The sequence below is a fragment of the Sphingomonas sanguinis NBRC 13937 genome (genome assembly GCF_001591005.1).
GTDB lineage: Bacteria > Pseudomonadota > Alphaproteobacteria > Sphingomonadales > Sphingomonadaceae > Sphingomonas > Sphingomonas sanguinis.
The window spans coordinates 59833-71687 of record NZ_BCTY01000013.1 but is presented as its reverse complement, the minus strand read 5'-3'; the positions used below and the strand labels follow the sequence as shown (position 1 = coordinate 71687).

Below are 11855 nucleotides of genomic sequence, written 5' to 3'. Positions count from 1 at the left end.
TCGCCGCAAGGGATGCCCTATGTGGAAGCCCCCCTCCGTCAGGCCTTTCGGCCTGCCACCTCCCCGTACCGGGGAGGATTTCAGGTTCAGGCCGCCCGTTCCGCGTCGAAGGGCACCGGGAATTTCTTCGCGCAGAAGGCGCAGTCCACTTGGATCAGGCCATCGGCATCCGCCATCTCGCGCCGCTCCTCGACCGAGAATTTGGTGATGACGCTGGCGATATACTCCGCCGAGCAGCGACAGCCGCGCACGATGGCGGGGCTTTCCGATACGCGGACATTCTGTTCCTCGTTGAACAGCCGCCACACGAGCGTCTCCAGCGGCAGCGCGGCATCGGCCAGTTCCTCGACCTGCATGGTCTGGCCCAGCGCCTGGACATGCTCCCATTCGGGATGGTCGAGCTTGACGTGCAGCCGCTCGCGGCCTTCCTCGCCTTCGGGCAGATGCTGAAGGAACAGGCCGCCCGCGACGGTGCGGCCGTCCGGGCCCTTGCTGATCCCGACGCGCAGCAGGCTGGGGATCTGCTCCGACTGGATGAAATAGCTCTCGGCGGCGGCGGACAGCGTATCGCCGTCGAGCGGCACGATTCCCTGATAGCGCTCGCCGGTCACCGCCAGGTCGAAGGTGATCGCCAGATAGCCTTGGCCGAACAGCGCGAACAGGGTGGGCTCGGCGGGCAGTTCGGCCAGTCGGTCCTCATCATACTGGATATAGCCGCGCAGCTCGCCACCACGATAATCGCACACCAGCAGCCGGATCACGCCGCTGTCGCTGCGCGTCTGGATGGTCAGCTGGCCATTGGTGTCCTTCAGCGTCGCGCCCATCAGCGCGGTCAGGGTCAGCGCCTCGGCCAGCAGCCGCTCGATCGCCGGCGGATAGGCATGGGCGGCCAGAATCTCGTCCAGCACCGGGCCCAGCCGCACCAGACGTCCGCGGGCATGCTGTTCGGGAATGGTGAACGCGATCGCGCGGTCGAGGTCGGGCAGGGTGATGTCGGTCATGCTCGTGCCTTTACGCACCGGAGGACGTCCGGGCGATATGGTGCCGGTGAGGCAGGGGAAAGAAAAAAGGCCGACGAACCCGCCGGCCTTTCCATAGATAGGATGGGTCTGTCTGCGATCAACCGATCTGGCCCCCCACTTGACCAAAGCACCAGCGCAGGACGGACTTCTGCGCGTGCAGGCGATTCTCCGCCTCCGGCCATATCAGCGATTGCGGGCCGTCAATGACGTCCGATGTCACTTCCTCGTCGCGATGTGCGGGCAGGCAGTGGAGAAATTTTGCATCCGGCTTGGCCAGCGCCATGAGATCGGCATTAACCTGATAGGGCATCATCGCGGCCAGCTTTTCCTCGGCATGAGCCTGGCCCATCGAAATCCAAGTGTCGGTGACGACGATGTCCGCGCCCTCGACCGCCGCTCGCGGATCGGTGGTGCAGGTCGCGCGGCCGTTACCCAGTTCCAGCGTGCCGGGCTCGGGGTGATAGCCGTTGGGGCAGGCGGCGACCACGTCGAAGCCGAGCAGCCCGCCCGCCTCGACGATCGAGTGCAGCACATTGTTGCCGTCGCCCAGCCAGGCGACCTTCATGCCGGCCAGGGTCTTGCCCGCCTCGATCACGGTCAGCAGGTCGGCCATGATCTGGCACGGATGCGACAGGTCGGTCAGGCCGTTGATGACCGGCACGCTGGCATAATGCGCCATTTCCTCGACCTTGGCATGGTCGTCGGTGCGGATCATGATCGCGTCGGTATAGCCCGACAGGATGCGCGCGGTATCGGCGATGGTCTCGCCGCGACCCAGCTGCATCGTGCCCGCGTCCAGCACGATCGAGGTGCCGCCGAGCTGGCGGATCGCCATGTCGAAGCTGACGCGGGTACGGGTCGAGTTCTTCTCGAACACCATGGCGAGCACATGGCCCGCCAGCGGTGCATCGGCGTCGACGCGGCCCCTGGTGAAGCCGGCGCGGGCGGCCTTGCGGGCCCGTGCGTCCTCAAGAATCGCGGTCACACCCTCGGGACCGGCGTCGGCGAGGTTCAGGAAGTGGCGGATCGTCATGGGTCTATACTCCGTCGCCCCGGCGGTTCCCCGCCGCCGGGGTGCCAAAGATCAGTATTCGGGATCAATCGTCGGCGGCAGGGACGTAGACGCGCGCTGCGTCCGACAGCTTCGTCGCGAACTCGGTGATGTGGCTCTCGTCGATGGTCAGCGGCGGCAGGATGCGAATGACATTCTCGCCCGCCGCGACCAGCAGCAGCCCGTGACGGTCGCGGCAATGCGCCACGAAACGGCGACTGTCGCTCTTCATCTTCAGGCCCTGCATCAGGCCGTGACCACGCACTTCCTCGAACAGATGGTCGAAGTTCGGGATCATCTGCTCCAGCGTCGAACGCAGCCGCTGGCCCATCGCCTCGACATGCTCGAGGAAGCCCGGCTCCTGGATCACGTCCAGCACCGCTTCACCGGCCGCCATGGCAAGCGGGTTGCCGCCATAGGTCGAGCCATGGGTGCCCGCGACCATGCCCTTGGCCGCTTCCTCGGTCGCCAGACACGCGCCCAGCGGGAAGCCGCCGCCAATGCCCTTGGCAACCGCCATGATATCGGGCTTCACGCCGTACAGCTCATGCGCGAAGAACTTGCCGGTACGGCCATAACCGCACTGCACCTCGTCCAGCACCAGCAGCAGGCCATGCTCGTCGCACGCCTTGCGCAGGCCCTGGAGGAACTCCATGCTGGCGGGGCGCAGGCCGCCTTCGCCCTGGATCGGTTCGACCAGGAAACCGGCGGTGTTCTCGTCGATCAGTGCGAGCGCTGCTTCCAGATCGTCGAACGGCGCATAGGCGAAGCCGGGCAGCAGCGGCTCGAAGCCGTCCCGCATCTTGGGCTGATTGGTTGCCGAGATCGCGCCCAGCGTCCGGCCATGGAACGCGTTGTTGAACGTGATCAGCGTGTGACGTTGCGGCTGGCCATTGGCGAAGTGATAGCGGCGCGCGGTCTTGATCGCGCACTCGACGGCTTCGGCGCCCGAATTGGTGAAGAACACCGTGTCGGCAAAGGTCGAATCGACCAGCCGCTGGGCGAAATGCTCACCCTGCGGGCTGCCGTACAGGTTCGACACATGCATCAGCGTCGCGGCCTGCTTGGCGATCGCCTCGACCAGCTTCGGATGACCATGGCCCAGCGCGTTCACCGCGATCCCGGCGGCAAAGTCCAGATACTGCTCGCCATTTTCGCCGTACAGATAGACGCCCTCGCCTCGGACCGGACGCACCCCGCACCGTGGGTAAACGGGCATCAGGGCGGTGATGGTCACGGGACGTCTCCTTCAAACAGCAAAGGGCGGCACCAAGGGCCGCCCTTCGTCACGATAGCCGATCACCAAAAGCGAGACAACACCGCTCCCGTCATCGCGTCAGGCGTCGATCACCTCCTCATCCAGCCGCGCCGCATTTTCCTGGATGAAGGCGAAGCGGTGCGCCGGGTTGTTGCCCATCAGCCGGTCGACCAGATCCTTCACGCCCGCACGTTCCTCATATTCCTGGGGCAGGGTGATGCGGATCAGGCTGCGGGTCGACGGGTCCATGGTCGTTTCGCGCAGCTGGCCGGGGTTCATCTCGCCCAGGCCCTTGAAGCGCGCGACGTCGACCTTCTTGCCCTTGAACGCGGTGCGCTCCAGCTCGGCGCGGTGGGCGTCGTCGCGGGCGTAGAGCGACTTGGCGCCGACCGTCAGGCGATAGAGCGGCGGCTGGGCGAGGTAGAGATGCCCGCGCCGCACCAGATCGGGCATTTCCTGGAAGAAGAAGGTCATCAGCAGCGTGGCGATATGCGCGCCGTCCACGTCGGCGTCGGTCATGATGACGATCTTTTCGTAGCGCAACTGGGTCGGGTCGCAATCCTTGCGGGTGCCGCAGCCCATGGCCAGCGTCAGGTCGGCGATTTCCTGATTCTGCAGGATCTTGGTCGAGGTCGCGCTGGCGACGTTCAGAATCTTGCCGCGGATGGGCAGGATCGCCTGCGTCTTGCGGTCGCGCGCCTGCTTCGCCGAGCCGCCTGCCGAGTCGCCCTCGACGATGAACAGCTCGGTGCCCTCGGGGCTGTCCGCCGAACAATCGGTCAGCTTGCCGGGCAGGCGCAGCTTGCGCGCGGAGGTGGCGGTCTTGCGCTTGACCTCGCGCTCGGCCTTGCGGCGCAGGCGCTCGTCCATCCGATCGAGCACATAGCCGAGCAGCGCCTTGCCGCGATCCATGTTTGCCGAGAGATAATGGTCGAAATGGTCGCGCACCGCCTTTTCGACCAAGCCAGCCGCCTCGGGGCTGGTGAGCCGGTCCTTGGTCTGGCTCTGGAATTGCGGCTCGCGGATGAAGACCGAGAGCATCAGTTCGGAGCCAACCATCACGTCGTCGGCGGTGATGTCCTTGGCCTTTTTCTGGTTCACCAGTTCGCCGAACGCGCGAAGCCCCCGGACTAGCGCCTGGCGCAGGCCCTGTTCGTGGGTGCCGCCGTCCGGCGTTGGGATGGTGTTGCAATACCAGCTATAGCTGCCGTCGCTCCATAGCGGCCAGGCGACCGCCCATTCGACGCGGCCCTGCTCGCCCGGGAAGTCCTGGTTGCCTGAGAAGAAGTCGGCCGTCGCGCATTCGCGGCCGCCAATCTGCTCCTTCAGATGGTCGGCGAGGCCACCGGGGAACTGGAACACCGCATCGGCGGGCGTGTCGTCGGTGATCAGCTCGGCTGCGCAGTGCCAGCGGATTTCTACCCCTGCGAACAGATACGCCTTGGAGCGGACCAGCTTGTGCAGCCGGGCGGGCTTGAAGTGGAGTTCGGGCCCGAAAATCTCGGTATCCGGCGTGAAGGCGACGCTGGTGCCACGCCGATTGGGGGCGGCTCCCACGGTTTCCAGCGGACCCAATGTTGCACCCTGGGCAAAGCGCTGGCGATAGAGGATACGCTCGCGCGCCACCTCGACCACCGTGTCCGATGACAGCGCGTTGACCACCGAGATGCCGACGCCGTGCAGACCGCCCGAGGTCGCATAGGCCTTGCCGGTGAACTTGCCGCCCGAGTGCAGCGTCGACAGGATCACCTCCAGCGCCGACTTGTCGGGGAATTTGGGATGCGGATCGACCGGAATGCCGCGGCCATTGTCGACGATGGTCAGGCGGTTGCCCGGCTCCAGCTTCACCTCAATCCGGGTGGCGTGGCCCGCCACGGCTTCGTCCATCGCGTTGTCGAGGACTTCGGCCGCCAGATGATGCAGCGCCCGCTCGTCGGTGCCGCCGATATACATGCCCGGGCGGCGGCGCACCGGCTCCAGTCCCTCCAGCACCTCGATAGAGGAGGCGTCATAGGCAGGCTGGGGGCGCGCACCGCCCGCGAACAGATCATTGGACATAACGGGAACTATAGGGCTTCCGACGCGCTTGCGCCAGCTTCGTGGCGCGTGACCCAAATGCAACAAAACTTTGCCGAAATTCTAACGTGGGATATTTTCACGGGGCCAGTCCGTTAGCCCGTCACCTTTATGCCAAGGGTACGGGAGTGATCATGATGAAATTCTGGATGGCGGGGGCCATGGCCTCGGCGTTGGTCGCCACGCCGGTGATGGCGCAGGACAGTGCTTATGCTGGCGAAGACGATGCGCCCTTTTCGGGGGCCTATATCGGCGGCAGCTTCGGTTATGACGTGCAGCCCAACGATGTCGGCTCGCGCTTCCTGTTCGACCGCAATCTGGACGGCCGGTTCGGCGATGTCGTGACGACCTCGACCGGTGCCAACGCCTTCTCGCCGGGCTTCTGCAACGGCCGTGCGCGTAGCGTCCTGTCGCCGCAGAACGCCGCGACCGGTTGCGACAACGACAAGGACGGCATCGCCTATTATGGCCGCGTCGGGCTCGACCATCAGGCGGGCAACATCGTGTACGGCGTGGTCGGCGAGTTCGGCAAGTCGGAGATCACCGACAGCGTCTCGGCCTTTTCGACGACGCCGGCCTGGTACACCTTTACCCGCAGCATCGACTGGGAAGCCTCGGCGCGCGGACGCCTGGGCTATGCGGCGAACAAGACGCTGTTCTACGGCACGTTCGGCGGCGGTTACGCCCGGATCAACCGTGAGTTCGCGACCTCGAATGGATCGAACGCCTTTGCCCTCAGCGGCAAGCGCAACCAGTTCGGCTTCCTCGGCGGCGGCGGTATCGAGCAGAAGATCGGGCGCAACTTCTCGATCGGCATGGAATATATGTACCACCAGTATCGCGACGACGACACGCGCGTCCGGGTGACGCAGGGTTCGGCACTGGCGACCAACCCGTTCGTGCTGGCACCGAATACGGCGGGAACGGATATCCGCCGGTCGGATGACAAGTTCCGCTGGCATAGCCTGCGCGCCACGGCGGCGTTCCGGTTCTGATGAAAGGGGGCGGTTCCTGGTAGAGCTGCCCTTTTTTAACCCAGGCCTGGCGAGTGGCTCCGGATGCGGCGTGAATCGTCGCGCACGCCATCGATCCTGTCGCCACTAGGCCCCGGCCTTCGCCGGGGTACAGGACAAAAAAAAGCCCGCCGGTCGCGAAACCGGCGGGCTTTTCCTATTCGACTCAAACTCAGCGGACGCGCGGGCCGCCAAAGGGCAAGGGCGGCGGCGGACGGCGGTCGCGGCGGGGCAGCTGCGCCTGATAGGCATGGCCGCAATGCGCGACACAGTAGGGGAAGCCCGGATTCACCTTGTCGCCGCAGAAGTGGAAGTCCGGTTCGCCCGGATGGCCGATCGGCCATTTGCAGATGCGGTCGTTCAGGTCGAGCAGCGAGGTCTTGCCCGCCATTTCGGGGCTCGGCTTGGCGGGCACCAGACGGCGGGGCGGGGCGGGCGAGGGCGGGGGCTGCTGCTCGCCGGGCGACTGACGGACGAAGCCGCCGGGGCCGACCGACCGCAGGATCGGCTGCGGCTCGCGCGGCTTGGCGGGTTCGGCTTCGACTTCGGTGTCCGGTTCGTCCTCGGCCACGAAGGGCGAGGGCTCAGGCTCGGGTTCCGGGGCGGGAGGGGGCGGTGGAGGCGGGGGCGCGGCCACGACCGGCTCGGCCGCAGGCGCTGCGGCAGGCTCATTGGCCTTTACCGGCGACGGACGCGCCTGCAGGCCCAGGCGATGTGCCTTGCCGATCACCGCATTGCGGCTGACCCCGCCCAGTGCTTCGGCGATCTGGCTGGCGGTCTGACCCGCTTCCCACATCGTCCTGAGCGTATCGATCCGCTCATCGGTCCACGACATTCGAAACCTTTCCTCACTTCATCATCGCAACCGCCAGTCATCGTACCGGGTTGCGGGCGGCCACGGCAACCGTTACGCGCTATGGCGATGAGCAGCCAGCCCCCCCTCGGTGAAATCCACTCGGCGGTGCGCGCCGCCCCCGGTGAGCCCGTCATTCGGAACATCAACTGGGGCGGCCTCAGAACCCTCTATATCAAGGAGGTGCGCCGTTTCTTCAAGGTGCAGCTCCAGACGATCTGGGCTCCGTCGGTCACGACGCTCCTTTACCTCATCATTTTCACCACCGCTTTGGGTGGCCGCCACGCCGTGCCGGTCGCCGGAATGCAGGTGCCGTTCGCCGATTTCATCGCGCCGGGCCTGATCGTGATGGGCATGATGAACAATGCCTTTGCCAATGCCAGCTTCTCGCTGCTGGTCGGCAAGATCCAGGGGACGATCGTCGATTATCTGATGCCGCCGCTCTCCACGGCCGAGCTGCTGGCCGCGCTGGTCGGTGGCGCGGTTACGCGTGCGGTGCTGGTCGGGGTGACCGTCTGGGCGGCGATGGCGATCTGGCCGGGGGTGCATGTCACCCCGCACGCGCTCTTTGCGGTGCTGTGGTTCGGGCTGCTTGGTTCGATCTTCTTGGCGCTGCTGGGTGTCCTGACCTCGATCTGGGCGGAGAAGTTCGACCATGCCGCCGCCGTCACCAACTTCGTGGTGGTGCCGCTGTCGTTGCTGTCGGGCACCTTCTACTCGGTCGATGGGCTGGCACCCGCCTTCCGTGCGATCAGCCATGCCAACCCGTTCTTCTATGTTATTTCGGGCTTCCGCTATGGCTTTCTGGGGCTGGCCGACTCGCCGGTGACGCTCGGCGGGTTCGTCGTGCTGGGCATCGATATCGCGATGGCGATTCTCTGCTACGTCCTGCTGCGCAAGGGCTGGAAGTTGAAGAACTGAAACGGATCAGCTTTTCCGTTTTTTAACCATCCTGTTGCTACAAGAGGGCTCTGCTCCAGCAGCGGAATCTCCCTCGCCCGGGTCCAGCATGCCCGGTCAGGTCCTTGGCGGGATCGGCTTTGCCGTCCCGCCGCTTCTTCCCTCCATGATCCCCGGCATTGCAACCGCGCGCCAATCGGCGTAGCGCGGGCAGCATCATGACATCTTCTGCTCCCATGGCGGTCGTGCTCGTTTCGGGCGGGCTGGACTCGATGATTTCCGCCGCCTCGGCCAAGGCCGCAGGCTACCGCATCCTCGCCCTCTCGGTGGACTATAACCAGCGCCACCAGATCGAACTCGCCGCTGCCCGGCGAGTCGCGCACGAATTGGGTGCCGAACGGCACATCATTCTGCCGCTCGACCTCTCCGCATTCGGCGGATCGGCGCTGACCGCCGATATCGACGTGCCCAAGGACGGCGTGCAGCCGGGCATTCCGGTCACCTATGTCCCTGCACGCAACACGATCTTCCTCAGCCTGGCGCTGGGTTGGGCCGAGGCGGCGGGCGCGCGCGACCTGTTCATCGGCGTCAACGCGCTCGACTATTCGGGCTATCCCGATTGCCGCCCCGAGTTCATTTCCGCCTTCGAGGGGCTGGCCGAGATCGCGACCAAGGCGGGTGTCGAGGGCCAGCCGTTCAAAATCCACGCGCCGCTCCAGCACATGACCAAGGCCGATATCGTGCGCGAGGGCGCGCGGCTGGGCGTCGACATGGGGCTGAGCTGGTCCTGCTACGACCCGGCACCGGGCGGGCTGCATTGCGGCCGCTGCGACAGCTGCCGCCTGCGGTCCAAGGGTTTCGAGGAAGCGGGCATCCCCGATCCCACCGCCTATGCGGTCAAGCCGCAGGGCTGAGCCGATGAGCTATGCCGTCAAGGAAATGTTCCTGACGCTTCAGGGCGAAGGCGTGCAGGCCGGGCGGCGCGCGGTGTTCGTGCGCTTTGCGGGCTGCAACCTGTGGTCGGGCCGCGAGCAGGACCGGGCCAGCGCCATCTGCCGCTTCTGCGACACCGATTTCGTCGGCGTTGATGGCCTGGGCGGGGGGCGTTTCGCCGATGCGGAGGCACTGATCGCGGCGGTCGAGGGCTTCTGGGGCGAGTCGCGGGAGGAGCGCTTCGTTGTGCTGACCGGGGGCGAACCGATGCTTCAGGTCGACGACGCCCTGGTCGATGCACTCCACGCGGCGGGGTTCTTCATCGCGATCGAGAGCAACGGCACCATCGCGGCGCATCCGGGCATAGACTGGGTGTGCATAAGCCCCAAGGCGGGGTCGGAGGTCGTCCAGCGTTCGGGCAACGAGCTGAAGCTGGTCTGGCCGCAGGCGGGGATTGACCCGTCCGAGGTCGAAGCCTGGGACTTCGCCAACCATCTGCTCCAGCCGCTCGACGATCCGCGCGCGGACGAAAACCGCGAGGCGTGCATCGGGGTGGTGATGGACCGACCGCGCTGGCGGCTGACGCTCCAGACGCACAAGATGCTGGGGTTGCGGTAATATCAAATTCCTCCCCTGTAAGGGGAGGTGGCAGGCCGTTAGGCCTGACGGAGGGGTGTCACCCTCTCGATAGCGGGACACTCCTCCACCAGCTTCGCTGGTCCCCCACCCCTTACAGGGGGAGGAACTTTTTTAGTGAACGAACCGCGCCACCACGTCGCGGTAGCTGCGCGACACCTTCACCTGCGCGCCCGATTCGAGCAGCAGGAAGCATTCGCCATTGGTGTGCGGCTTCACCTGTTTCACCAGGTCCAGGTTCACGATGGTCGAGCGGTGCACCCGCTGGAAACGCCGCGGGTCCAGCCGCTTTTCCAAGTCCTTCATCGTCTCGCGCAGGACCAGCGAATTGTCGCCGGTGTTGATGACCATATAGTCGCCCGCCGCCTCGATCATCTCGATCGTGTCGACATCGACGCGGAAGATCTGGCCGCGGTCCTTGATGTTGATGAGCTTCTCGAATCGGCTCGACGCCACTTCGCCGCCCTCGTTCAGGTCGGTCACCGCGTCGGGGGCATGTTCGGCCAGCACTTCCTTCAGCTTCTCGACCTCGCCGGCACCGCGCTTCTCGTTCAGCCGCTGGCGCACGCGGTCGAGCGTATCGGCCAGCCGTGCTTCCTCGACCGGCTTCATCAGATAATCGACCGCCTGCGCCTCAAACGCACGCAGGGCATGGTCGGAATAGGCGGTGACGAAGACGAACAGCGGCGGCTCGACCTCCATCAGGCCCTGGATCACCGAAAAGCCGTCGAAACCCGGCATCTGGATGTCGAGGAAGACGAGGTCGGGCTTGTGCGTCTTGATCGCGCGGATCGCCTCGCGCCCGTTCGAGCAGCGCTCGATAATCTCGACGTCTTCGTGCGCCTGGAGACGGATCTCCAGTCCCTGGATCGCCAGGGGCTCGTCGTCGACGAGGATGGTGCGGATGGTCATGCGGCCTCTCTGTTCACATTCTCAAGCTGGAAGGGGATCTCGATCTCGACCGAGAAGCCTCCAGCCGGCGCGGAGCGGGATTCGAACCGGTGGTCCGGGCCATAAGCCTGGGCCAGCCGTTCGCGGATATTGGACAGTCCAACGCCGGTCGAAACGCTTGAGGAATGGCGGATTTCGTGCAAGCCGGGGCCGGTATCGGATACGGCGATCCGCACCCGTTGCCCGACCAGTCGCACATCGACGCGAATTTCCGCGCCTTCCTCCTGCGGCGTGACGGCGTATTTGATGGCATTCTCGACCAGCGGTTGCAGCAGCAGCGAGGGCAAGCGCGCGCGCTCGGCCCGCGGGTCGATCTCGAAACTCGGGCGCAGGCGATCCTCGAAGCGCATCTTTTCGATTTCGAGATAGAGTTTCAGCGTTTCAACCTCTTGCGCCACGGTCACATGCGCCGTGGGCTCATTCGCCAGCGTGTAGCGGAGGAAGGCTGACAGCCGGCTTAACATCGCATTGGCCCGCTCGGTCTGTTTCAGCAGCACGAGCGTCGAGATCGAGTTGAGCGTGTTGAACAGGAAATGCGGGTTCAGCTGATAGCGCAGCATCGCCAGCTGCGCGGTCGAGGCCTGGAGCTCCAGCGCGCGCATCTCGTCGATCTGGCTCTCGACGATCAGATAATAGTTGATCGCGAAATACAGCGCCGACCAGCCCGCCAGCACCTCAAAGGTGATGAACAAATTGCCCAGCAGCAGCGAGACGGTGACGCCCGGCTGTGTCGTGGTGATGAACGAGAAGGAAAAGGCGTTGAGCGCGGCATAGAGGAAGGTCGCCGCCGCCAGCGTCGCCAGCGTCAGGAATACCCCCATCAGGCGCGGGATGCGCCGGTAATAGCCGTACAGCGTCGAGAGCAGCAGGGTGATGCAATAGCCCAGGATCGCCTCGATGATGATCGGGATGATCTTCTCGAGCGAAAAGCCGTTGGACACGCCCACGACCGATCGCTGGACCAGATAGCCCGACCAGCCGACCGCCTGCAGCGTCCAGAAGGCACGCGCCTTATTCTCGAAAAACGGCCGGACCGAGGGTTGATCGGTGGCGGCGGAGGACGCGGAAGCTGTCGCGACGGGCGAGTTCATGGCCATGGCCGGGTGACGTCTACACGGCCTGAGGGGCAAGGGCAAAGATTGGGGAAGGGGCAAAAAAGAAG

General features: G+C 65.2%; 11 protein-coding genes. 4 read left to right on the top strand and 7 right to left on the bottom strand.

Annotated features, from left to right (window positions below; all coding sequences use genetic code 11):
* Nucleotides 1-86: 86 nt before the first annotated feature.
* From hslO to parE, 4 genes are all read right to left on the bottom strand, one after another.
* Entirely contained in the window at nucleotides 87-1001 is a 915-nt protein-coding gene (gene hslO, locus SSA01S_RS08045) for an Hsp33 family molecular chaperone HslO (protein WP_061779973.1), read from the bottom strand.
* A 118-nt stretch (nucleotides 1002-1119) separates the two neighbouring features.
* On the bottom strand, nucleotides 1120-2055 hold the full coding sequence (gene argF / locus SSA01S_RS08040) for an ornithine carbamoyltransferase (RefSeq protein WP_061779972.1): 936 nt from the start codon (nucleotides 2053-2055) through the stop codon (nucleotides 1120-1122).
* 64 nt (nucleotides 2056-2119) lie between these two features.
* Entirely contained in the window at nucleotides 2120-3310 is a 1191-nt protein-coding gene (locus SSA01S_RS08035) for an aspartate aminotransferase family protein (RefSeq protein WP_061779971.1), read from the bottom strand.
* Nucleotides 3311-3409: 99 nt separating this feature from the next.
* On the bottom strand, nucleotides 3410-5389 hold the full coding sequence (parE, locus tag SSA01S_RS08030) for a DNA topoisomerase IV subunit B (RefSeq protein WP_061779970.1): 1980 nt from the start codon (nucleotides 5387-5389) through the stop codon (nucleotides 3410-3412).
* A gap of 152 nt (nucleotides 5390-5541) precedes the next feature.
* On the opposite strand from parE, the gene SSA01S_RS08025 reads away from it, so the two are divergent.
* Nucleotides 5542-6402, top strand: a complete 861-nt coding sequence (locus tag SSA01S_RS08025) for an outer membrane protein (protein ID WP_061779986.1) — start codon at nucleotides 5542-5544, stop codon at nucleotides 6400-6402.
* Nucleotides 6403-6592: 190 nt separating this feature from the next.
* On the opposite strand, the gene SSA01S_RS08020 is transcribed toward SSA01S_RS08025, so the two are convergent.
* A complete protein-coding gene (locus tag SSA01S_RS08020) occupies nucleotides 6593-7255 on the bottom strand; it encodes a GcrA family cell cycle regulator (RefSeq protein ID WP_061779969.1) in 663 nt (220 codons plus the stop codon).
* Nucleotides 7256-7342: 87 nt separating this feature from the next.
* On the opposite strand from SSA01S_RS08020, the gene SSA01S_RS08015 reads away from it, so the two are divergent.
* The 3 genes from SSA01S_RS08015 to queE all read left to right on the top strand — a co-directional run bounded on the left by SSA01S_RS08015 (nucleotide 7343) and on the right by queE (nucleotide 9724).
* Nucleotides 7343-8194: an ABC transporter permease gene (locus SSA01S_RS08015; RefSeq protein WP_058717122.1), complete on the top strand. Its 852-nt coding sequence runs from the start codon at nucleotides 7343-7345 to the stop codon at nucleotides 8192-8194.
* A gap of 197 nt (nucleotides 8195-8391) precedes the next feature.
* Complete coding sequence (gene queC, locus SSA01S_RS08010; protein ID WP_061779985.1) at nucleotides 8392-9087, top strand: 7-cyano-7-deazaguanine synthase QueC; 696 nt, start codon at nucleotides 8392-8394, stop codon at nucleotides 9085-9087.
* A gap of 4 nt (nucleotides 9088-9091) precedes the next feature.
* Nucleotides 9092-9724, top strand: coding sequence for a 7-carboxy-7-deazaguanine synthase (gene queE, locus SSA01S_RS08005; protein ID WP_061779968.1), 633 nt, complete (start codon nucleotides 9092-9094; stop codon nucleotides 9722-9724).
* A gap of 132 nt (nucleotides 9725-9856) precedes the next feature.
* Here the strand turns inward: queE and SSA01S_RS08000 are convergent, their stop codons facing one another.
* The gene (locus tag SSA01S_RS08000; RefSeq protein WP_058717117.1) at nucleotides 9857-10654 is read right to left on the bottom strand and encodes a LytR/AlgR family response regulator transcription factor; all 798 of its coding nucleotides are present in this window, start codon (nucleotides 10652-10654) and stop codon (nucleotides 9857-9859) included.
* On the bottom strand, nucleotides 10651-11784 hold the full coding sequence (locus SSA01S_RS07995; protein ID WP_061779984.1) for a sensor histidine kinase: 1134 nt from the start codon (nucleotides 11782-11784) through the stop codon (nucleotides 10651-10653). Before SSA01S_RS07995 ends, SSA01S_RS08000 begins: the two co-directional genes overlap by 4 nt.
* Nucleotides 11785-11855 lie beyond the last annotated feature (71 nt).